The organism is Aphanizomenon sp. CS-733/32, assembly GCF_028330045.1.
Taxonomy (GTDB): Bacteria; Cyanobacteriota; Cyanobacteriia; order Cyanobacteriales; family Nostocaceae; genus Dolichospermum; species Dolichospermum gracile.
Genome location: NZ_JAQMSE010000105.1, coordinates 1 through 23,001 on the forward strand (window position 1 = coordinate 1; position 23,001 = coordinate 23,001).

General features: G+C 39.0%; 23 protein-coding genes and 1 pseudogene. 11 read left to right on the top strand and 13 right to left on the bottom strand.

What is annotated here, in order from left to right:
• The first annotated feature begins 124 nt into the window (after nt 1-124).
• Nucleotides 125-325, top strand: a complete 201-nt coding sequence (locus PN471_RS07925; protein WP_271776379.1) for a zinc ribbon domain-containing protein — start codon at nt 125-127, stop codon at nt 323-325.
• A 235-nt stretch (nt 326-560) separates the two neighbouring features.
• On the opposite strand, the gene PN471_RS07930 is transcribed toward PN471_RS07925, so the two are convergent.
• Nucleotides 561-3,698, bottom strand: a complete 3,138-nt coding sequence (locus PN471_RS07930) for an alpha-mannosidase (protein WP_271776380.1) — start codon at nt 3,696-3,698, stop codon at nt 561-563.
• Between the two features lie 239 nt (nt 3,699-3,937).
• On the opposite strand from PN471_RS07930, the gene PN471_RS07935 reads away from it, so the two are divergent.
• Nucleotides 3,938-5,242, top strand: coding sequence for a hypothetical protein (locus PN471_RS07935; protein WP_271776381.1), 1,305 nt, complete (start codon nt 3,938-3,940; stop codon nt 5,240-5,242).
• A 51-nt stretch (nt 5,243-5,293) separates the two neighbouring features.
• Here PN471_RS07935 and xth read toward each other — a convergent pair whose 3' ends face one another.
• Entirely contained in the window at nt 5,294-6,076 is a 783-nt protein-coding gene (gene xth / locus PN471_RS07940) for an exodeoxyribonuclease III (RefSeq protein WP_271776382.1), read from the bottom strand.
• 375 nt (nt 6,077-6,451) lie between these two features.
• Between xth and PN471_RS07945 the strand changes: the two genes are divergently transcribed.
• From PN471_RS07945 to PN471_RS07955, 3 genes are all read left to right on the top strand, one after another.
• Entirely contained in the window at nt 6,452-6,649 is a 198-nt protein-coding gene (locus tag PN471_RS07945) for a hypothetical protein (protein ID WP_271776383.1), read from the top strand.
• A 167-nt stretch (nt 6,650-6,816) separates the two neighbouring features.
• On the top strand, nt 6,817-7,836 hold the full coding sequence (locus PN471_RS07950; protein WP_271776384.1) for a zinc-dependent alcohol dehydrogenase: 1,020 nt from the start codon (nt 6,817-6,819) through the stop codon (nt 7,834-7,836).
• Between the two features lie 37 nt (nt 7,837-7,873).
• Nucleotides 7,874-8,485: a hypothetical protein gene (locus PN471_RS07955; RefSeq protein WP_271776385.1), complete on the top strand. Its 612-nt coding sequence runs from the start codon at nt 7,874-7,876 to the stop codon at nt 8,483-8,485.
• 47 nt (nt 8,486-8,532) lie between these two features.
• Here the strand turns inward: PN471_RS07955 and PN471_RS07960 are convergent, their stop codons facing one another.
• Nucleotides 8,533-8,874, bottom strand: a complete 342-nt coding sequence (locus PN471_RS07960) for a Dethiobiotin synthetase (protein WP_193897646.1) — start codon at nt 8,872-8,874, stop codon at nt 8,533-8,535.
• A gap of 163 nt (nt 8,875-9,037) precedes the next feature.
• Between PN471_RS07960 and PN471_RS07965 the strand changes: the two genes are divergently transcribed.
• Nucleotides 9,038-9,235: a hypothetical protein gene (locus PN471_RS07965; RefSeq protein ID WP_193897644.1), complete on the top strand. Its 198-nt coding sequence runs from the start codon at nt 9,038-9,040 to the stop codon at nt 9,233-9,235.
• Between the two features lie 216 nt (nt 9,236-9,451).
• On the opposite strand, the gene PN471_RS07970 is transcribed toward PN471_RS07965, so the two are convergent.
• Complete coding sequence (locus tag PN471_RS07970; RefSeq protein ID WP_193897642.1) at nt 9,452-9,799, bottom strand: type II toxin-antitoxin system PemK/MazF family toxin; 348 nt, start codon at nt 9,797-9,799, stop codon at nt 9,452-9,454.
• Complete coding sequence (locus PN471_RS07975) at nt 9,796-10,071, bottom strand: ribbon-helix-helix domain-containing protein (RefSeq protein WP_039200340.1); 276 nt, start codon at nt 10,069-10,071, stop codon at nt 9,796-9,798. Before PN471_RS07975 ends, PN471_RS07970 begins: the two co-directional genes overlap by 4 nt.
• A 215-nt stretch (nt 10,072-10,286) precedes the next feature.
• Between PN471_RS07975 and ispG the strand changes: the two genes are divergently transcribed.
• Nucleotides 10,287-11,513 (top strand): (E)-4-hydroxy-3-methylbut-2-enyl-diphosphate synthase, encoded by a 1,227-nt coding sequence (gene ispG, locus PN471_RS07980; RefSeq protein WP_168644056.1) that lies wholly within the window; start codon nt 10,287-10,289, stop codon nt 11,511-11,513.
• A 218-nt stretch (nt 11,514-11,731) separates the two neighbouring features.
• Here ispG and PN471_RS07985 read toward each other — a convergent pair whose 3' ends face one another.
• Nucleotides 11,732-12,835 carry an aromatic ring-hydroxylating dioxygenase subunit alpha gene (locus tag PN471_RS07985; RefSeq protein ID WP_271776386.1) on the bottom strand — a complete coding sequence of 368 codons (1,104 nt, stop codon included), beginning with the start codon at nt 12,833-12,835 and terminating at the stop codon, nt 11,732-11,734.
• A gap of 150 nt (nt 12,836-12,985) precedes the next feature.
• On the bottom strand, nt 12,986-15,247 hold the full coding sequence (locus tag PN471_RS07990; protein ID WP_271776387.1) for a heavy metal translocating P-type ATPase: 2,262 nt from the start codon (nt 15,245-15,247) through the stop codon (nt 12,986-12,988).
• A 155-nt stretch (nt 15,248-15,402) separates the two neighbouring features.
• On the opposite strand from PN471_RS07990, the gene PN471_RS07995 reads away from it, so the two are divergent.
• Nucleotides 15,403-16,323, top strand: a complete 921-nt coding sequence (locus tag PN471_RS07995; RefSeq protein WP_271776388.1) for a histone deacetylase family protein — start codon at nt 15,403-15,405, stop codon at nt 16,321-16,323.
• Nucleotides 16,324-16,687: 364 nt separating this feature from the next.
• Nucleotides 16,688-16,969 (top strand): hypothetical protein, encoded by a 282-nt coding sequence (locus PN471_RS08000; RefSeq protein WP_193897665.1) that lies wholly within the window; start codon nt 16,688-16,690, stop codon nt 16,967-16,969.
• A gap of 149 nt (nt 16,970-17,118) precedes the next feature.
• On the opposite strand, the gene PN471_RS08005 is transcribed toward PN471_RS08000, so the two are convergent.
• The 5 genes from PN471_RS08005 to rpmI all read right to left on the bottom strand — a co-directional run bounded on the left by PN471_RS08005 (nt 17,119) and on the right by rpmI (nt 19,434).
• On the bottom strand, nt 17,119-17,247 hold the full coding sequence (locus PN471_RS08005) for a DUF4351 domain-containing protein (protein WP_271776390.1): 129 nt from the start codon (nt 17,245-17,247) through the stop codon (nt 17,119-17,121).
• 122 nt (nt 17,248-17,369) lie between these two features.
• The gene (locus PN471_RS08010) at nt 17,370-17,894 is read right to left on the bottom strand and encodes a tetratricopeptide repeat protein (protein ID WP_193897632.1); all 525 of its coding nucleotides are present in this window, start codon (nt 17,892-17,894) and stop codon (nt 17,370-17,372) included.
• Between the two features lie 73 nt (nt 17,895-17,967).
• Entirely contained in the window at nt 17,968-18,753 is a 786-nt protein-coding gene (locus PN471_RS08015) for a transporter substrate-binding domain-containing protein (RefSeq protein WP_271776391.1), read from the bottom strand.
• Between the two features lie 107 nt (nt 18,754-18,860).
• Complete coding sequence (gene rplT, locus PN471_RS08020; protein WP_015079973.1) at nt 18,861-19,217, bottom strand: 50S ribosomal protein L20; 357 nt, start codon at nt 19,215-19,217, stop codon at nt 18,861-18,863.
• Nucleotides 19,218-19,236: 19 nt separating this feature from the next.
• Nucleotides 19,237-19,434 carry a 50S ribosomal protein L35 gene (gene rpmI, locus PN471_RS08025; protein WP_193897630.1) on the bottom strand — a complete coding sequence of 66 codons (198 nt, stop codon included), beginning with the start codon at nt 19,432-19,434 and terminating at the stop codon, nt 19,237-19,239.
• 285 nt (nt 19,435-19,719) lie between these two features.
• Here rpmI and PN471_RS08030 point away from each other — a divergent pair, with 285 nt between their 5' ends.
• Both PN471_RS08030 and PN471_RS08035 read left to right on the top strand, forming a co-directional pair.
• The gene (locus tag PN471_RS08030; protein WP_271776389.1) at nt 19,720-21,876 is read left to right on the top strand and encodes a polyribonucleotide nucleotidyltransferase; all 2,157 of its coding nucleotides are present in this window, start codon (nt 19,720-19,722) and stop codon (nt 21,874-21,876) included.
• 295 nt (nt 21,877-22,171) lie between these two features.
• Nucleotides 22,172-22,504 carry a hypothetical protein gene (locus PN471_RS08035; protein ID WP_027401341.1) on the top strand — a complete coding sequence of 111 codons (333 nt, stop codon included), beginning with the start codon at nt 22,172-22,174 and terminating at the stop codon, nt 22,502-22,504.
• Between the two features lie 323 nt (nt 22,505-22,827).
• Here the strand turns inward: PN471_RS08035 and PN471_RS08040 are convergent.
• Nucleotides 22,828-23,001, bottom strand: a pseudogene (locus PN471_RS08040) (C4-dicarboxylate ABC transporter); the annotation flags it as partial.

A 23,001-nucleotide genomic window follows, 5' to 3' on the forward strand; every position in this document is an offset into this window, starting at 1 on the left:
GCAGCCTACAAAACAAAAAACAAATCTCAAAACCAAAGAACCGTGGGGCGCACGGTCTTAAAGCTCAGTTAATGTCCTCATAGAGGAGTCACTGAGAAGCCCACACTCACCTGAAAGGGAGTGTGTGGAGTACGTCACCTATACCACTCCAGACACAGAGGAAACGTTCTCTCAAACTCTTGAGCATTTGTGTAACCGTTACGGTTCCAAATTAGCAAGAATAACTGAAGAATATACATCAAAGACCTGTACTAAATGCGGTCACGTTCATAGAAAACTTGATAGTTCTACAATACCTTGTCCATTTTCTGCTTTGTTGGGTTAAGCGACAGCGCAACCCAACGCTCATGTTGGGTTTCATGCTAATTGCTCCGCGTTCACGCAGCGTCCCGCAGGGATACGTTTACGTTCCACAACCCAACCTACAAATCAAGGCTTTTTCTAATTTGGACAAGGTATTGTTCTAAGAACTTTATTTGCCCTAGTAGTCTGTTAAATTTATTTTGACAGGTAATGATCGGAAAAAACTTCTGTTCTTCCCCTACCTCCCCCACCCCCCCCTATTCCTGAATTTTGCTGAATGTGGCTTGAAATGTCATAATTTTCCAAGGGTCAATATTTTTATTGACTTGATTTATTGCGGCAAGTTTGATATTATCTTCTAATAAATCAGTGGGTTTTTCTAGATTTAAAATCTCGCTTTGCAAAGATATTTCTGCTGTTTGTCCATGACATTCATAAAAGCGAATAATAAACTTTTTTGGATCATTTTCACTGGGTTTAAGTGCCATTAAAATCAAGTTATCTGCTGATAAAGATAAAAAACTTTGGCTTTGACAAAGGTTTAATCTAGGTTGATAGTTGATTGGGTTTACTAATACTTGCAAAGGAACATTCAACTCATAACCACGTTTGACGGTTTCTGCTTCTTCCCAACTGTCTAAATGAGGATATAAACTGTAGGTAAATTCTTGTATCCCTCTATCTGCTTGGGAGTCTGGCCACTGGGAACTTCTTAGCAAGGTGAGGCGTAGTTGGTTAGGCTTGGCATCGTAACCATATTTACAATCATTAATAAGACTAACTCCGTATTTTCCCGTACCCGTATCTGTGGTTAAATCTGCCCAATGTAAAGCGGGGACTTCCCATTTCGCCTTTTCCACAGGGGTTTGGGGATTTGTAGAACGACGAATAGCACCGCAGGGAATTTCATAAGTGGCAAATTCGGCTTGAAGATTGAGAGGAAAGGCTGTTTTAACTAATACTTGATTTTCTTGCCAATTTACAGTGTTAGTTATTTTCAAAATTGGTGAACCGATTTCCAAGATGTAATCTTGACAAAATTCTGATTTTCCGAGTTGACGGACTACTCGCAATCGTTGTTGAATTTCTCCATATTCTTGCCATTGAATTAATTTTAATTGAGTTGGCGGTAGAGGTTTTGTGTTATAATCTGGGTCTATGTTCCAAGCATCCCAATATTGTCCGCTGTCCCTAAAGGCTTGAAGTTGATTTCCTACACCGGTTAAAATTTCTCGTTGTTGGGTTTTGTCGAAGATGTTGGCTATATCTCCGGTTTCGGGGTTGATTTGAATTTGCAAATATTCGTTTTCTAATATCCAGTTTTCAGGGAATGTTTTGGGTTGGGGGGAAGATGGAGACAGCCAGAAAATGCTGTAACCTATAGATGGTATGGTTGGGAAAAATAATAAGGTTGAGTCTTCGCTGTTTTGGGAGGGGATTTCTTTTCCTTGAATATCAGAAATTTTCCAGGTTGGGTAATCTGTGGTGATGATTTTTGATAAGTCAATGGTGACAACTTGGGAACGTTCCCAGTTGAGTGAGTTAAAAATTATGACGGGGATGCTGTCAGGGTTGGGAGGTTGTGGTATGTTAATTGTGGAGGCGATCGCACTCAAAGAGTTCTCTAATATTTCTGTTCCCACTTTTTCTACTGCTTCCCATTCTGGTAAAGCGTCTGCGTAAACTTGGGTAATGGAAGAACCGGGGAGAATGTCGTGAAACTGGTTAAATAAAACTTTTTTCCATGCGGTTTCTATTTCTGTTTGCGGAAATTCTGCACCACAAAGGATATTTGCTAAAGTTGCGAATAATTCAGCACTATATAATAGATGTTCAGATTTACGATTCCAGCGTTTTTGGTCTGCGTGGGTAGTATAACATCCTCGGTGGAAGTCTAAATAAAGTTCGTCTTCCCAAACTGGTAAGTTTTGAGTTGATGATTTTATGTCGTTGAGGTATTTTTCGGAAGTTGTAAATTCTAACTTGGGGAAAATTGGGGAATGTTCCCACCGCCGCGCGATTTCTAGCATATCACGGGTTGGACCACCACCATGATCACCGACTCCGGGAAGCCAAAGAGAATTTTGTAAACCTGTTTGCGTTTTCCAGTCACAAGCGTACTTGGTCATTCTAACTGGTTCGATGGTTTCGCCGATAGGTGCGGACATGAAACTTAATGTTTGACTGCCATCAGGCGATCGCCACCAAAATAAGTCATAATCAAATTTAGTTGTATCATTCCAGCGGAGTTTCTGAGTTACAAAACACTCAATTCCTGCATTTGCAAAAAATTGGGGTAAGGTCGCACAAAAACCAAAGGTGTCGGGAACCCAAACTACAGCAGATATTTTTCCGAACTTCTGGAGAAAATACTTTTGTCCATATAATAACTGACGCACTATAGACTCACCAGCAATTAAATTCAAATCCGGTTCAACCCAAAAACCTCCCAAAACTTCCCATTTTCCCGCTTTAACTTGATTTTGAATGGCTTGAAACAAGTCGGGACGATTTTCTTCAATCCAAGCATACAACGCCGGTGTGGTATGACAGAAAATTAATTCGGGAAAATCTTCTTGTAATTTTAAAGCTGACTCAAAAGTATTTTGTGCTGCTTTCCAAGTTTCCTCCACAGGCCATAACCAGGCTAAATCTAAATGTGCATGACCTAATAAATTAATTTTATATTTTTGAGCGTTGATAAACTCAGTTAAACTCAAATAAGTTTGTTGTAAATTCAGCAGATATGTCTTCCAATCTTGATTTTCTGCGTCTTGGCGATTTGTAACCTTCTCAACTTCCCCAGCTAAACTTAGTAACTTTTCTGGTGCGAAGTTTTGTAAAAGAATTTCCGTAACTGCTAATTCATCAGCAATAAAACCAGCATCAGGATTATCATAATCTGTGGACTCAAAAATTGCAAGCGATCGCATCAACGCCCCATCACAATGTCCCGGACTTACCAACCGCAAAGCTATGGTAAACTCTTCTCCAGGAGTTACACTCGGACTCACCAACACTCGCGGGGAAGAATCAAACAAATCCCCCGTCAATACTAACTTACCATTAACATACACTTCTGCTAAATCCGCCCACCATACCAACGCCAACCGCAAAGACAAACTCGTTAACGGAAAATTGTGTAAATGTTCAGGAACAGAAAATTTTTGTCCTAACCATAATACCTGGTTTCCCCCTGTCCAGGAAACATGAGCTTTTTCATTTAGTTCCACAGGTTGCCAATCAGTTAAACTAAATGGGATAAAATCAGTAACTACCCCGTCAGTTTCCTGATATTGCCAGCTTGACTGGATATCAACCTGACAACAAGAACGCAAATTTTCAATTGCTGTGGATATAGATTTAGTATTTAATGAGGATACAGGAAGAGTCATATTTCTAATAAAATAATATAGAGCAGGAGTCAGGAGTCAGGAGTCAAAATTCAGAAATGAAGCTGCTTTGATTTTTAGTTTGTCTCTCATGCAATTCCCAATTACTATGAATGTCAATAATTGCTATTGCTGAAAATTTATATGTCTGTGGGAATCTCTTAACAATTCAAAATTAAAAATAGGGATTTAAAGCCTTTAATTGACGATAACCTCCACCCTACAAATTACACATAATTACCATGTCTTCTGATTTCTCCAATCGCTATCAAAGCAAACTCTTCAACTTTGTCTACCAGCATTCTCGACGGTTGACACAAACACTGGAAAACACCTTCAAGAATTTGCAACTTGCTACTGGTTTGGGTGTAGGTTCTCTACTGTATCCACTTTACCAATTATGGCAACAAAATGGCACAGTCAAAAAATTACAATCAGCAACTCCTCCTAGCAGTGATGCACCAATTCAAATTATATTAGATGTTGTCAAAAATCTTTCTCCCGGAGAGACTGATATCCCAACTTCCTCACAAACCAATCCTCTCACATTTTTAGAATCTTTGTGGAAGAAAGTTTTTCCTCGTCCAAATTCTCCAAGTTCAGAAAGTACCCTGCAACAGCATATACCAACAGTACAGGGAATTGCCATAGAATTACAAACCCGTAATTTAGTATTAGTAAGCGCAGATAATCGTATTTTCGATATTTTCACACCGCAGCAAAACGTCAAATTAGCAGATAGAATTAATAGCGAAATTAGTGAATATCGGTATTCTTTACAACTAATTGCTCACCAACAACAAGAATTACTACCCAAAATTGATCATCTTTTGAATAAGTTAACTGATGATCATCCTATCATAGTACAACAACCTCTCCTCAATCCCCTGAAACTTTTTGGATTTCTCGATCAATTAATTGCTAATTTAGAAACTACGGCTTTAGTCCCCGTTCAGAAACACAGTCAGGAAATCGTCAAGAATTTCCAAAGTCAAGTTAATGATTTAACTATTAATCATGATCACTTAAAACCTCAGCAACAAAGTATTTCTAATTTAATTTTAGCCGCGATAAACTACTTTTTTGTTGTCAGAAATACTTATCAACTTGACTCAAATTCTTCTGGAGAAACCCCACAAAGTAACCCTGATTTTGAAAAGATAGTATCAGTAAACAATCCGTTAAATATGGGGGATACTTCAGAAGATACTTGGTTAACATGGAATGATTTATTTGGTGAAAATGATCATCATGATGTTAGTGAATTACCCCAACCGCAAATAAAATGGGGATTACCGGGAGTTCGCAGTAAAATAGGTCAACAACCACCCCACCCGAAAAATGACGAATTTCCCCAAACAGGTAGTCAAACCAGCCAAGAATTTAATTTTAAGCCAGACTGGATTGATATTTCTGCCACCTCATTAGGCTATGAAAAACACCCATTAGAACAAATTCTGGAATGGTTAGATTATTCTATATTATGGATAGAACAAATATTAACAAACATGATTTATTTTTTCAGAGGTTTATTGTTAGGGAGATAAATGGAAAATCAGATCCCCCACTTCTCAAAGAAGTCGGGGATCTAAAATCCGCTAAAATTCTACAATTACTGGTGTATGGTCACTGGGTTGAACTAACTTTCGCGGTTCAATATCAATAACACAACTTTGAGCGCGTTCATACAACATTGGTGTGAGATAATGGTGATCTATTCGCCAACCTAAATTACGCTTAAAAGCAGCCGTGCGATAATCCCACCAACTATAATTTTCTCCTTCGCTGTTGAATTTACGAAAAGCATCTGCAAAACCTACATTCAGAACATCTCGTAAAGCTTGACGTTCTAATTCCGATGCCATGATGTGATTATCTATTTTTACTTTATCATTAATATCTATATCTTCTAGGGCAATATTAAAATCACCACACAGAGAAATAGCTGGATTTGATAATATTAACGTCTGTAAATATTCTTGCAGTATTTTTAACCAGCCTAACTTATATTCATACTTTTCGCTACCAATAGATGAACCATTGGGAACGTAAAGATTAACAATTCTTACACCCTCAATTACACCCGTAATCACCCGTTTTTGCTCATCCCATGCTGATTCTAGTCCTGGTAAAATAGAACTAAAACCTACGCTTACATCTATCAACGGTTGACGACTAATTAAAGCCACACCGTTATAAGATTTTTGACCGGAAATATACGGATAATAGCCTAAATTTGTAAATGCGAGACTAGGAAAGTCCTGGTCTATGACTTTAGTTTCTTGTAAACACAAAACATCAACTGGATTTTCTGTTAACCAATTGATAACCTGTTCTAAACGTGTCCGCACAGAATTCACATTCCAAGTAGCAATTTTCATGAGTTATTGATTAAAATGATCGCAAAATAATGGTGAAGGAATTATTCGGTAAAAATTAGATATTTATGATCCCTCAGATAGATGAACAAGGTCTATACTAGTTTATAGTTTAATAATGTTGTCTGAATTTTTCATGTTTCGATAAAAAAATGAGTTTGTGAAAATCTTTTAACAGTCTGTTAATTTAGCATTTATTGATAGTTTTTTACCTCCATTTTCTCCAAATTGGAGGGTTCCGAATGGGGAAATAAATGGCTGGAAAAATGAACGTCATTAAATCAAGCATAAAAGTAGAAGTTGGAATTGTTTTTAATGGTGATGTCGAGATCAATTATAACATTGCCGGGGTTGAATTTTTTGAAAGGAGGACATTTTATGAGTATCATAGTTAACACCTGCCCCTGCTGTGGCGGTTCGGTTCTGCGTCATGTTCGCCATCATGAGGTTTATTGGTTTTGTCTGTCCTGTAGACAAGAAGTACCAGTTTTAAGTATCAATGATGGATCTGATCCCCTATCTCAGCGAGAAACCCGTAATCAAGAAGTTTTACAGCAAACGGCGTTGAGTTCTTGAATTTGTCCGGGAAAAATCGCTAATTAGCATAAATTTGGCTAAAATCACAAATTGCTAATTTTAAATACAAAATATATGCCGATATCATTAAGTATGGTATAAAACCGTATTTAATTGGTTTTAATAGTGTGGTTAAAGCCATACTTCTTTTTTATGGGTGAAAAGTTTTGTTAGCAGCACTACTCTACGGACAAGAGGATTTACGCCTAGAACAAGTTCCTGACCCGACCCCCGCAGCCGGCGAGGTGGTGATTCAGGTGGAAGCAGCTACTACTTGTGGTACAGATTTGAAGGTGTGGCGACGGGGTGGTCATGCTAAAATGCTGACACTGCCGACACTGTTTGGTCATGAAGGTGCAGGACGGATTGTGGCTGTCGGTGCTGGGGTGAGGAATTGGCGGGTAGGCGATCGCGTGGTGGCAAATAATTCTGCTCCCTGCATGAAATGTTTCTTTTGTCAACGCCAAGAATATTCTTTATGTCCCCACATAACTTGGAATAATGGCACATTTGCAGAATATCTGAAAATTCCTGCTCCCATAGTTAGGCATAATCTATTACCTGTTCCCGATCATTTGCCCCTAGTATTAGCGGCGATGACTGAACCTTTAGCTTGTGTATTACATGGTATCAGCCGTTGTGGTGCTAAACCCAATGACAAAGTAGTGGTTTTGGGTGATGGGGCGATTGGCTTGATGTTTGTGGCAGTATTAGCGAAATATACTGAGGTGATATTGTGGGGTGGGAATCATCAACGGTTAGAGATTGGGGAAAAGCTGGGTGCAGCCAAGACTTTTAATTATCATCAAGTTACGGATATTGCCAATACAGTTAAGGAATTAACCGCTGGTTGGGGTGCAGATGTCGTCATCGAGGCTACTGGTGTACCGAGTGTCTGGGAAACTGCGATCGCTTGCGGTCGTCCTGGTGCAACTATCAATTTATTTGGTGGTTGTCCAAAAAATACCACAATTACTGTCAATACCGAACAATTGCACTATAGTGAACTTACTCTCAAAGGCGTATTTCACAATACACCAGAATATGTCAACGCCGCCCTATCACTCATCGCTAGTGGTACAATTCCTTTTGACTTGCTCATTAGTGAACACCGACCTTTGCAGGATCTAGAACAGGTCTTTATAGATATGAAGGCACGGAAAGTCATTAAGGTAGCAATGGTTTGACACTGAAAATTCCGACGCACCCCACTTGATCTCAACAATGCTCACACAATCCTTACTAAAATTATTGATTTTACCTTGTTATCTGATACCTTGGTTATCAGTAGAAATACTGCTAAATTCTCCCGGGCAAGCCCTACCTGGGGACAGTACAGAGGATGTACTTTCATGGATTAAAGCCCATCCCACACTACAGCCAAAACCAGGAGAAAGATTATTTATTAGTAAAAGTGATACAGCGGCTCAAAGATTTACCTTCCAAGCCTCCGTGTTACCTCCCGGTAGAGTAACATTTACTAAAGACCGCATCACAATTCGCACTGAACACATGACCATTTTTGATGCTGTTAATGGTGTTACACTACAACGTCTAGAAGAATCTTTGCGAGTAGTTTATGGTTTAGATGTGTATCAAGATTATAATGAGGCTCAAACCATCTATCAGTATCCTGATCAAACTACTATTAATACATCTAGACTAGCAAAGACACCAATGCGGGAAGCATTGAAGGGAGAATTACGGATAGGCGATCGCTATGGGTATTGGGTAGAAATTGCCCAACCCAAGGAAGGTAAAGCCATCACTGGTAAAATTACGGTGTTACTCAAAGCTGATTTAGAGAAATTAGAAACAGAATTAAGAACGCGCTAATCTAGGAGGAGTCAGGAGTCAGGAAGAAGAAGGAGAAAAAAGGAGTTTCATAAAGTTTGCCATGTACCAGAAAAAATACTTTCAGCCCCCAGAGAGATACGGACTAAATCCTCATTAAGCAATGGAGGCCACTCCACACCTGCCTTTCTTCCCGCAACAAAAAATCTTTGCGCCTTCACAGCCAACTGATATAAAGCAAAAGCCAGTTCTCTGTCCAAATTTGGTGCTGTTTTTAAAGCTTCAAATACCACCTTTAAAGCCAACAGGGTGGAAGTAACCTGACCAGGAACGGGAGGTTTACCTTGTTGTAAACGACTTAACAGAGTATCTGGATTATCTAAACTGCTGGTTTGGTCTATGAGTAGTTTCCGTGCTATTTCGTAGTTCATACTTCTAACTAGTTTTCATACTGTGCCAAAGTTGCACTTTACAAATATATTAGAAGCATCTAGCCCAGGAAGGTTGCAATTTTTCCCCAGAATAGTTTATTATCCTGATTTTGGTGTTTAATTTCGGAAAAAACTCAGTATCAATGCCTATTTCCTCAACTCTATGATTATCACCTTAATAGTAGCTTGGGTAGTTTTTATCATTCTCTGGAAATTAATTAAAACCACCATTAAAACAGCTATAATTTCCGCCGCTATTGTTATGTTATTATACTTTGGCTTCGGTATTACTCCCCAAGACATTTGGCATCAAATCAGCCAATTTACTCAAACCTCCTCTCCCACAACAGGAAATAAGTAAGCATCGAAAAAGTCAAAACAATTATTAACTCAAGTTGCTAGTTATCTCGTTGAGGCTGGTAATGGGTAATTGGTAATTGGTAATAAAAGCTCTGGTTTCATCCTGTTCATCCTTTAATCCTGGATATCCTAATTCTGACAACTTACCTAACTAGCAACTTACATTAATATATCTAAAGTTTTTGATTTATTCATCAAACCCTATTAAATCAAGTTATCAACATCCTGGTAAATCTAATGCAATTAATAACGCTTGCTCCAGATGTGCCATCACCACCTCCGACAAAATTCCTCTTAAACGTAGAAAACGGGTTTTAGATAATACCCGCACCTGATCTGCCATAGCGATCGAGTCTTTCTTTAATCCACCATCTGGGGACAAAATCAAAACTTGAGTAGGGTAAACTCGCTTGCCATCTTGATAGGTGGTACAAGGTACTGCCAAAACTACAGGGCTGGATAGATTAATCACATCACGACTCACAATAATTACCGGACGAGTTCCTCCCTGTTCCGAGCCTTCAGTCATTTCCAGACGTGCATCATAAACCTCACCCCTTCTCATCTTGGAGCTTCCCCTAACTGCAACGCCTCCCACTGCGCCGTAGCAAATTCTACCTCTAGTTTTAATACCTCCGCCTGATAATCTGGATCATTAGCCATTTCCGCTAATGCAGCATCAATTTCCGACCGCTTCTGTAAGGCTAATTCTCTTCGTAAAGCTTGGGCGACAAAATCATTCCGACTCTTAGCCTTTCCTTCCAAAACCGCCTTGTCTGTAGCTTCTAGGAGTTCTCTGGGAATGGTTAGCGTCGTGCGAACGGTTTCTGTTTTCATAGAGCGTTCATTTGTTGATGACTGAAGTGATGTCTTATATCATATCGTTTTACGCATCATCCAAAATTAAAAATTCAGTTGTTGATGAAATCTTGGACTTTTGCCACCTAACTTTTCCACTTTATCACCTAAAATAACCTCAATTGTGGCAATCTGAGAAGTATAACCCCTGGCAATCTGATATTTTAGCTACAGAAAATCTACCTGTTTAGATTATGCAAACTCTGCCGACTTTGGAAATTACCAACACTGCATCTAGTCAACCAGCCTTTGATACCACCATCAAACGCCGCAAAACCCGCCCTGTAAAGGTGGGGGATGTCACCATTGGGGGTGGATACCCGGTGGTGGTACAGTCTATGATTAATGAAGATACTCTCGATATTGATGGTTCTGTCGCCGGTATTCGTCGTCTTCATGAAATAGGCTGCGAAATTGTTCGTGTCACTGTTCCTAGTCTCGGACACGCTAAAGCACTGGCGGAAATTAAACAACAATTAATCAAAACTTACCGAGATGTGCCAATTGTTGCCGATGTCCATCACAATGGCATGAAAATCGCCTTGGAAGTCGCCAAACATATTGAAAAGGTGAGAATTAATCCAGGTTTATATGTATTTGAAAAACCTAATACCAGTCGCACCGAGTACACAAAAGCTGAATTTGATGAAATTGGCGAAAAAATCCGCGAAACCTTAGCACCGCTGGTCATTTCCTTGCGTGATCAAGGTAAAGCCATGCGAATCGGTGTCAATCATGGTTCTTTGGCGGAAAGAATGTTATTTACCTATGGTGATACTCCTGAAGGGATGGTGGAATCGGCCATAGAATTTATTCGCATTTGTGAATCTTTGGATTTTCATAATGTGGTAATTTCCATGAAAGCCTCACGAGTTCCTGTCATGGTGGCTGCATATCGTCTCATGGCTAAACGCATGGATGATTTGGGTATGGATTATCCTTTGCACCTGGGAGTGACGGAAGCAGGTGATGGTGAATATGGCAGAATTAAATCTACCGCCGGTATTGCCACATTATTAGCTGATGGCATTGGTGATACAATCCGCGTGTCTTTAACAGAAGCACCAGAAAAGGAAATTCCTGTTTGTTACAGCATTCTGCAAGCTTTAGGTTTGCGGAAAACAATGGTTGAGTATGTCGCTTGTCCTTCCTGTGGACGGACCTTATTTAATTTGGAGGAAGTGCTGCACGTAGTTAGAGAAGCTACTAAACATCTGACAGGTTTAGATATTGCTGTGATGGGTTGTATTGTGAATGGACCCGGAGAAATGGCTGATGCTGACTATGGTTATGTTGGCAAAACTCCCGGTTATATTTCTTTATATCGTGGTCGGGAAGAAATTAAAAAAGTCCCAGAATCACAAGGTGTAGAGGAATTAATTAATCTCATTAAAGCTGATGGACGTTGGGTAGAACCTTAATTTTTAAGGCTTTTACAAGAAAGGGAACAGGTAATAGGGAATGGGAAATGGGAAAAAGGGAATGGGGAATGGATAAGAAACTAACGGTGAAACATGAAAATTAGTATGTATTTATACGATTTGAAAAATTCTTAGTCGTTATACTCGTATCTAGGTTCTACCTGGGAATTGATGAAGTGGCAAGTCCACTTCATTTTTATTGTCAATATCTCGGGTTTTTAGTCATTAACTAATTCATCGCGCCATTTTTCCCGTTTTTCTCTCTCTTCCCGCACTTCTTCCTCTCGTTCCCGCGATCGCACTAATAACCAACTTTCCCAGGTTAGGGGTTTTTGTCGTTCTAAATGGTTGATAAATTGGATGATTGATAAATCAGCTTTCAGGGGATTTTTTAAATCAAACTGCATGGTTTGTAAAATTTTATCATTGGTTTTGAGTAGGCGATCGCTAATTTTTTTCCCTCTCCATAACATCAATTTATTAATTAACTTTCCTAACATCCCTTTCCGTTTTTTGGACATGATGAGGGTTTGACCTTCAGTTTTTCCTCCTGGTAATATCCGAGTTGTAAATATTATATGTACCTGGGTAGACTCATTCGTAAAAGAAACAATACTTGTCGTTCCATACCAATAACAAACACTATAATTAAGAGAATTTTTAAACAACCGCCGATAAAGATCTAGCCAGAATGACTTACCATTAATATTTGTAATAGTGCTAAAAATAATCGCATTTTGATTGAGTTCTTGTTTCTGCAAAACCATTTTTAATGGTAATTTATGAACCAGATTAATTTGTTGACTATCAATAGTTTGAATAAGTAAGATATGAGGATGACAATCAATACTAAATTGCGAACCGAGAGAAAAATCAAAGTCTTGATTTTCCCAATCTAAAACAAAAGGTAAAGATTGTTGTGGAATTTCCCCAGTCCAAACCCAAATCATCCCATATTGTTCGGCTACTGGCCAAGTTTTGGCTTTCAGAGATACAGGTTCATCTAAATTAGGAATATCCACACAAATACCTTCCGCATCAAATTTCCACCGATGTAAAACACAGCGTAATTCATTACCCTCAATTTTACCTTCAGCTAAACTTGTACCCATGTGCGGACAATAAGCATCTAGGATAACTGCACGTCTATCTTTACCCCGATATACGACTAAATCCTTACCAAAAATTGTCACAGCTTTGACATCACCTACCAGTAAAGATTGAGAAGGTAATACCCAATACCAACCTTCAATAAAACTGGTTGATTGATTGAAGATTTTAGGTTTACGAACTGAGTTGAAATTATCTATATTGGTGTTCATTTTTAGGGTTTCACTTGCAGTGAAGCGGTTAATCTATTCCTATCATGAACAACTCAGAAAAACAGTTATCTTCAGTACCGTCTTAACTATGATTTGTGTGATTAGTTTGATTGAGATAATTAATTAATTGCTAAAGATTACTTTTGCTTTTTACCTAACTCCTGGTTGAAAGTTACGCAATCTTAAAGCATTACTGACTACAGAAACTGAAGAAAATGCCATTGCTGCACCGGCGATAATTGGGTTAAGTAACCAACCAAAGAAGGGATAGAGAATACCCGCAGCAATGGGAATACCAATGATATTATAAATAAAAGCAAAGAAGAGATTTTGGCGGATATTGTTAATAGTAGCGCGACTGAGTTGAATGGCTGTCACTATGGCTTGTAGATCTCCAGAAATTAAAGTAATATCACTAGCAGCGATCGCCACATCTGTTCCTGTCCCAATGGCAATTCCCACATCTGCTTGTGCTAATGCCGGTGCATCATTAATTCCATCTCCTACCATAGCCACAATTTGAGATTTATTCCCTATTTTCCTTTGCTGTAATGATTTAATCATCGCGGCTTTTTGGTCTGGACGTACTTGGGCAAAAACTTGAGTAATACCCACTTGATTAGCAATTGTTTGGGCAGTTTGTTGATTATCACCTGTTAACATTACCACTTCTAACCCTAATTTTTGCAGGGCTTTAACTGCTGTTAATGATGAAGGTTTAAGTCCATCAGCAATAGCCATAATTGCTTCTAAATTACCATTTACCGCTAACCAAATTACTGTTTTTCCTTCACCTTCCCAAGTTGTTTGATGGGGTTTTAAAATATCTGTATCAATTCCTAATTCCGTGAACCAGCGTTGTGTGCCAACTTGGACTAAGTTATCATATACAACTCCTTGAACACCACTACCAACAATAGCTAAAAAATTCTTGACATCAGCTAAACTCACAGCTTGATTTATCGTATATTTCACCACTGCTTCCCCTAAAGGATGTTCAGAATTTTGTTCTACAGTAGCAGCTAATTTTAATAACTGAAGTTCATTCCCATCTGCTGTACCTTTAATAGTCACAAAATCTGTAACTGTGGGTTTACCTTGAGTTAAAGTTCCAGTTTTATCGAGAACAATCGTATTTATTTTATGTGCTAATTCTAAACTTTCAGCACTTTTAATTAAAATCCCATTTTCTGCACCTTTTCCAGTTCCTACCATCACAGAAGTAGGAGTAGCTAAACCCAAAGCGCAGGGACAAGCAATAATTAAAACTCCCACCATTGTCATCATTGCTAAAGTAAAATTACCTGTAATACTAAACCAGATGATAAAAGTAAAAATTGCTATCAAAATTACCGTCGGCACAAACCACCCAGTTACTTGATCTGCTAACCTTTGAATCGGTGCTTTTGAACCTTGTGCTTCTTGGACTAACTTGACAATTTGCGCTAAAAAAGTATCCTTACCCACCCGCGTTGCCTTAAACTTAAAACTACCAGTTTTATTAATTGTTGCCCCAATTACCTCATCGCCTGGTTGTTTTCTCACGGCTACACTTTCACCCGTTACCATTGCCTCATCTACCGTAGAAATACCATCAATTACCTTTCCATCTACAGGAATTTTTTCACCAGGACGGACTAAAATCAGATCATTAACTATCACTTCATTAATGGGAATATCCATTTCCAAACCATCTCGCATTACCCTAGCTGTTTTTGCTTGCATTCCCATCAATTTGTGAATAGCTTCCGAAGTTTTCCCCCTAGCACGATGTTCAAAAAATCGCCCTAACAAAATTAAAGTTACAACTATTGCTGCAACTTCATAATAAACATGAATTTCTAAGCCTTGGGAAATAAGTAAATCAGGAAAAAGCGTCACGAATAAAGAATAGAAATAAGCCGTACCCGTTCCCAAAGCAATCAAAGTATCCATTGTCGCAGTGCGCCGTTTTAAAGACTTCCAAGCATTACGGAAAAAAGATCCCCCACACCAAAACTCAACAGGTGTTGTTAATGCTAATTGCAACCAAGGATGATGAAGAAATTTAGGAACAAAAGGTAAATGTAATCCCGTCATCATCGGTAAAGAACCAAAAAACAGAATAATACTAATGACAACCCCAGTTCTTAACTTGAGAATAAGTTCCTGTTCTGCTGCTAATTTACTCGCTGTTGCTGCTGTATCTTCACCTTCTACATCTATCTGAAAGGATGAATAACCAGCATCTGCGATCGCAGCTTGAATTTCTGCTATATTTGTTTTTTTAGGTTCATAATTAATAGTTACCTGTTCTGCACCAAAATTAACATGACAATCAATCACTCCAGAAACAGCTAAAATTGCTTGTTCAACATTATTAGCGCAGGACGCGCAACTCATACCTTGAAGTTTAAGACTCAGAGTATTCATATCACCTCTTATAATTATCCTCCAGATCCCCGACTTCTCAAAGAAGTCGGGATCTATATATCTATACTTTACCTATTGGTGTATGTAATATATCATTTTAATAAGTTTCTCGACTTCCAACTAACTTACATTTCAAATTTTGGGTATAGAAATATATGTTACAAGTTATTTATTCTGACGAATTCTTAGATCACAAAACGGGAATCTATCACCCAGAAAAACCAGCCAGATTAACAGCGATAGTTGATGCTTTAAAAACTGCAAGTTTTGCCGAGAAAATTACCTGGAAACTACCTACACCAGTTCTATTAAAACCATCTTTAATGTCCTGGATAGAAAAGGTTCATCCTACAACCTATATTAACAAAGTTAAAGGTATCGCTGCCTCCGGTGGAGGTTATTTAGACGGGGATACTCCCATTTCTCCCCGCAGTTATGATGTGGCGTTATTGGCGGTTAGTGCTTGGTTAGATGGAGTTGATATAGTTCTTAATACAGGAGACAAATCTTTTGTATTAGCACGTCCACCCGGACATCATGCAGTCAGTGACACAGGGATGGGATTTTGTTTATTTTCTAATGCCGCCATAGCAGCTTTCTATGCTTTGCAACAATCTGGAGTTAAGCGGGTTGCTATTCTAGATTGGGACGTACATCACGGAAACGGGACAGAAGCAATAGTAGAAACTCACTCAGAAATTGCTTATATTTCTCTCCACCAATATCCAGCTTATCCTGGTACGGGAAAAGCTTCTCAACAAGGTTCACATCATAATGTGTTAAATTTACCTGTCCCTCCTGGTAGTGATATTACTGTCTATCAACCCTTGTGGGAAAGGAAAATTCTCCCGTTTTTAAGCAATTTTCAGCCAGATTTATTGATTGTGAGTGCTGGTTATGATGCTAATGCTAATGATCCTTTAGCCGGTGTGAATTTGCAACCAGAAGATTTTGGTTTATTTACAGAATACTGTTTAGGTATAACCAAAAAAATTATGTTTGGTTTAGAAGGTGGTTATGATTTACCAAGTCTGGCTGAATCAGTAATTGCTACTATTCAAACTTGTATAAATTAGTTTCTTTTTGGAATTTATCTTCCAAAAAATAAATTACCCAGATAAACGTTGGCGAAGCGTGGCGTTAGCCGTACTAATCCAGACACAGAGGATACGGAGCAATGAGAGTTTGAGAGATTTTTTGCGTTAAGGAACGCAAATTTAATAACCTGCAATTCTGATTTGATGTGGAATGGTGCGTTACGCTGTCGCTAACACACCCTAATTTTCTACTTTTTGCACTTTATTTAATTCACATTCCTAAGTGGTTGAGTGTTTTTATTTGGAAGTCCCTCAAAACTCTTGAGATGTTTCGTTTCGCTATGGCTAACGCCACGCTCCGCGAACGTTACACTCGGCATAACAAAACAGGATCATTTATTTTGTGGCTTACTCCAATAAAACTTTGTCATCATGTCATGAAAGAGCTAAAGTTTTGTTAAGATACAATTACTGGGAATTCAGTCACCTGGCTGTGAAGAAAAATGAGATAGTACCAGTAGCTGTATACAGTTCAGAAGGTGAACAAATGACCACCTATATTTTTTTTGACCAAGCCCTCAAGATGCTTACCATTGCCTTTTTAGCAGCACCAATCATGCTAATCGCCGCTTCGAGTATAGGGTTAGCAGTGATTGAAACCATTGAAAAAACAGGAGACAGCTAAAACCACGCTTCAAAGTAGGGACAGGGCTTAAAAAGTTAATTCTAACAGTATATCCGAAATTTTATCTACAACCTGCCCCTACCATAGACATATCACTGAATTTCTAACCCTAGAAAACGCTGAAATGGTCAATCAGTCATATTTTTAATTTAAATCTGGAGATTATTTAACCAATTTTGTAAATCCCCTACTGTAGATAAATCAAAGATTGATTCTCCTAAAAGTTCAATAATTTCTACATTTAAGTTTCTAATTTGTGCTTCTAATTTAGCATCAATTTTTCCTAGCTTGTATGGGAATGAATTCTAGAAGGCTCTGCCTTTAATAATAGTAGGGGTAGAGCCTCTGTGATAGCATTCCCAGTCAGAGACTGGGAACGAAATATAGTAGGGGTTTGAGCTTATATAGAAACTAAGCGACGTAAGGATTCAGCCCGACGTTTAGCAACGACGTTATTAGGCGCTAATTTGAGTGTTGCTTCATACATTTCTAAAGCTTGAGCATTCAATTTTTTCTTTTCGTAAGCGTGTCCGAGATTATTTAGAGCCGATACATAGTCTGGGTTCAATTTTATGGCTTCTTTGTACTGACGAATTGCTAAGTCATATTGTTCTTGAGCAAAGTAAACATATCCCAATCCGTTATAAATAGGAGCAATAGATTCTTCTCCTTCTTCTTCGGCTGCTTTGAGAGATTTTTGAAATAGGGATATGGCTTGACTAAATACTTTTTTTTCTGAATAGATACTAGCTAATTCATAATATTCTTGAGCCGTACCTTTTTCTTTTGTTAATTTGTTTTTTAACTTGTTCAAGGAGCTTTCAAGTTTTCGGGTTTTGAATACTTGACGAAAAACACTCACCCCAGCAAATGCAAGTAAACCAACAAAAAGTGACAGATAAATGATGACTAAATTGCTATCCATTTTCTACAAATACAAATTATTAAAATACTCTATCTATTATCAGTTATTAGGTTGTATATTTCTCACTAAATTACTACAATCCCCAGTATTCTATCCGTTCTTTTAGCCAACCTGTAACTGTGTAACGAGCGATCGCTTCATTCACGTTACGTCTTAATTCATCATACTGTAATCCCTTTGGCATTACTACAGATAGCGGTTCTGCTGATAATTTAGTTGGCAGTATGCGATGTTGGGGATGTGCTTGCACCCAACCACTAAGAATACTAATATCTGCTGCAAAACCATCTACCTGATTACTTTCTATTTTTTCCCAGCCTTGAGCATAAGAATTTACAATAACTAATTCGGCAGATGGTGTAAAATATTTTAAGTATCCAATCGTACTGGAGTGGTTGAGAACAGCTATTTTCCCTTTGCTCACATCTTTTAATGCTTGAATAGCTGTACTTTTTGTAACTATTCCTGCACCGTCATAATAGTAGGGAACACTGAAGCTAACGATGCGAGAACGTGATTCTGTGGCTGTGACTCCAGCGATCGCTAAATCAACTTGCTGATTAAATACTAATGGTAAGCGATCGCTATTAGCTACCGATTGCAATTTCACCGCCTCCGCTTTTCCCAACAGATCACTAGCCAAACGTTTAGCTAAATCAATTTCTAACCCTTGCAAATTGCCCTTTTCATCCCTAAAACCTAAAGGGCGAATATTATCCTTAACTGCCATATTTAAATAGCCTCGTTGCTCAATTTCCGCCATGGTTGCGGCAGATGCAGTCAAGTTCCCACCGATAAAATACAGACAAAAAATTAAGAAGATGGTAGCGGATAATACCAGATGTAACTTATTCATCATCGTTCTGCGTTTTACTCCAATTAAAAATGCCAAAAAGTTTCTTGATTTTTAATTTTTAATTTTCCGAAGTGCCATCTGTTACATCCGTTATTCATCCGTTGCCACCTTTATCCGTTAACCGAGTTAGCCAGTTCCGCAATTTTCGCGAAGCTTGCAGGATCAAGAATTGCCAATTGTGCCAACATTTTGCGGTTTAGTTCCACATTGGCCTTTTTCAAATTACCAATCAACCGGCTGTAGCTTAAACCGTGTTGTCTAGAAGCTGCATTAATCCGCGCTATCCACAGACGGCGAAAATCACGCTTCTTCTTTTTGCGATCGCGGTAAGCACTGCGAAGTGCCTTCATTACCTGTTGGTTAGCGGTTCTAAACAAAGTTGAGTGAGAACCACGAAACCCTTTAGCTAATTTGAGAATTTTATTGCGGCGTTTGCGAGCTACATTACCGCGTTTTACCCGAGTCATATCTTATTACCTGTGTCTTTTACAAATATGGAAGCATTAAACGTACGTTATCTTCGTCCCGTTCATGAACAACTGCCATTTTTGACATATTGCTCTTTTTACTAGAGGATTTATGCTCTAATAAGTGGTTTTTGAAAGGTTTGCGGCGGACAATTTTACCGCTACCGGTGGCGCGGAATCTCTTCGCCGCAGCCTTGCGAGTCTTTAGTTTAGGCATGGGATGGCTTTAATTCAACACAATCCACCATTATATATGAGAAAAGGCAAATTGTATGCCCCATCAGCAAGATCGCCAGAAATTCCCAGGACATAAACATCATATTCAGATGTTAAATCGTTATAAAGAATAAAACTGAGATCACAAACCCAGATATGAAGCCTGTTGTACGGTTGAATAAGAAAATTTTGTTTTATGTTTGTTCATTACAGAAGCCGTCTAGACTGCATAAATGTTAGGATTGCCACAGAGTGAGAATCGCGTAAGAGAAGGAAAAAAAACTGAATGGCAGAATTTGAAAAGTCAATATCCTTTGATGGACGGGATATTCGACTGACGGTTGGCCTACTAGCCCCCCAAGCAGGTGGGTCGGTTTTGATACAATCAGGAGATACAACTGTTTTAGTAACGGCTACAAGGTCAGCAGCGCGGGAAGGCATTGATTTTTTGCCACTGACCGTAGATTACGAAGAAAGATTGTACGCAGCAGGAAGAATTCCTGGGGGAATTATGCGCCGGGAAGGTCGTCCACCGGAAAAGGCAATTCTTGCCAGTCGTCTGATTGACCGTCCACTCCGTCCTTTATTCCCTTCATGGTTGCGAGATGACTTGCAAGTTGTGGCAATAACCATGTCAATGGATGAGCAAGTCCCCCCTGATGTGTTAGCCGTTACAGGTGCTTCAATTGCTACTCTCATTGCCCAAATTCCTTTTAATGGACCAATGGCCGCAGTGCGAGTAGGCTTGGTTGGTGATGATTTTATTATTAACCCCACCTATGCAGAAATTGAAGCGGGAGATTTGGATTTAATCGTTGCTGGTTCACCTGATGGGGTAATCATGGTGGAAGCGGGTGCAAATCAATTGCCAGAGCGAGATATTATTGAAGCGATTGATTTTGGCTACGAAGCGGTTCGGGATTTAATTCAAGCCCAGTTAGATTTGCTGGATGAACTAGGTCTAAAACTTGTGCAAGAAGAACCACCAGAAGTAGATAAGACATTAGAAAACTATATCCGCGATCGCGCTAGTGATGAGATCAAAAAAATCTTGGCGCAATTTGAGTTAACTAAAACTGATCGTGATATTGCTTTGGATGCAGTTAAAGATAATATCTCTACTGAAATCAAAGCCTTACCAGAAGAGGACCCCATTCGCATCGCTGCCACAGCCGACTCCAAAGCCCTTGGTAATACCTTCAAAAGCATTACCAAATACTTAATGCGTTTACAAATCATTGAAGATAACGTGCGCGTAGATGGTCGCAAACTTGATGAAGTTCGTCCTATCTCTTGTCGAGTGGGCATAATACCCAAACGAGTGCATGGTAGCGGCTTATTTAACCGGGGACTAACTCAGGTACTATCAATGTGTACCCTTGGTACTCCTGGAGATGCCCAAAATCTTAACGATGACTTGCAACTAGAACAAACTAAACGTTACCTGCATCACTACAATTTTCCTCCCTTCTCCGTCGGCGAAACCAAACCATTACGCGCCCCTGGTAGACGGGAAATCGGACATGGTGCATTAGCAGAACGGGCATTGTTACCTGTACTACCACCAAAAGAGAAATTTCCCTACGTAATTCGCGTCGTTTCGGAAGTGCTTTCTTCCAACGGTTCAACCTCGATGGGTTCAGTTTGTGGTTCTAGTTTATCCCTCATGGATGCAGGTGTACCCATTACCAAACCAGTGAGCGGTGCGGCAATGGGTTTGATTAAGGAAGGGGACGAAGTGCGAATCCTTACCGATATCCAAGGCATTGAAGACTTTTTGGGTGACATGGACTTCAAAGTTGCTGGTACAGATACCGGAATTACAGCTTTGCAAATGGATATGAAAATATCTGGTTTGTCTTTAGAAGTAATTGCCCAAGCTGTCAACCAAGCCAAACCTGCTCGGTTACATATTCTGGAAAAAATGCTCCAGACTATTGACACCCCCAGGGAAGAAACTTCACCCTTTGCCCCCCGCCTGTTAACTATCAAGATTGATCCTGACATGATTGGTCTGGTGATTGGACCTGGTGGTAAAACCATTAAAGGTATCACTGAAGAAACTGGTGCAAAAATTGATATCCAAGATGATGGTACTGTCACCATTTCCGCAGTTGATGAAAACCGGGCGAAGAGAGCGCGGAACATCGTTCAGGGCATGACTCGTAAACTCCATGAAGGGGATGTTTATGTCGGTCGTGTGACACGGGTTATACCCATTGGTGCTTTTGTGGAATTCTTGCCTGGTAAAGAAGGCATGATTCACATTTCTCAACTTGCTGACTATCGCGTTGGTAAGGTTGAAGATGAGGTAGCTGTTGGTGATGAGGTGATTGTCAAAGTCCGAGAAATTGACAATAAGGGTCGAATTAACCTAACACGCTTAGGTATTCACCCAGATCAAGCCGCAGCAGCACGAGAAGCAGCAGCGGTAAACCATTAAATCGCTGATTGGATTTTAGATTTTAGATTACAGATCAATCGCAAATCTAAAATCCGCGATGCCTTGCTAGTAGGCATCGTTACGGTGATTTTGGTAGTAAGTTATTATATACAGAACTTACGCAAAATATCTCTCAAACCCTCTTTTCTTCGTTCTCTTCGTTCCTTCGTGGTTCATTATTCCGTGACTTGTGCGTAAGTCCGAATATAAAACCAATACAAAAAAAGCTAACAAATGCTAACAACCAATTTGGCAACGGGTAAGTTTATGTCGTAATTATCAAGAGGTAAAAATTATGGTAACAGTATCAATTAAAGATGAATACATTGAAGTTTTATCTGCACTAGGAGATTTACAAGAATCAATGGATTTGGCTCTTAAACAATATACTCTTGATAAGATAGCCTTAAAAATTGCTGAACTTCGTCAACGAGATATTAAGTATCAAGAAAAATATCAGCTAGATTATTCTACTTTTTGTCAGCAAATATATGAAGATGAAGACTTTATCAAACAAGTAGAAAATTTAGTCAGTAAAACATGGGAGATTGATTTAGCTGATTGGGAATTTTGTCATCAAGGAGTTGAAGATTGGATACAAAAATTACAGACTATTTTACTGACATAGTAAAAATCGCTAAAGTTAATTTTCAGCAGGTTAATTATATAATAGACACAACTCCAAAACGCGCCATCCTGCGTCTAGAAGGACAGTATGGAGAATATCGGATTTTGATTACAGAATTGTTCAGTGATGAACTGAGAAAATATAGATATTATGTTTTGCGAGGTGATTGGGTTGAAGCAGGTTTTGATAATAGCCCAGATCCTCGAGCCATTCGCCTAAAATATGGTCGTATTGGTAAAGAATACGCGAATGAATATATTCCTCACTTACATCGAGATGATAAAAATCAGCTATTTTTAACCCACATTCCGCACCCCAAAATATTACAGAGGGAAATTACGGAGACGAAAATTAAAAGGAGCATCAAAACAAACAGACAAAGTGAAAAAAGGCATTTGAGAAACAGTAAATCACCAAAAATGTCATCAAAATCTATTCTCAATAAGAAGCAATAAGAATGCACACCACCTGGAGAGGTCAATAGATAAGCGAAAGAA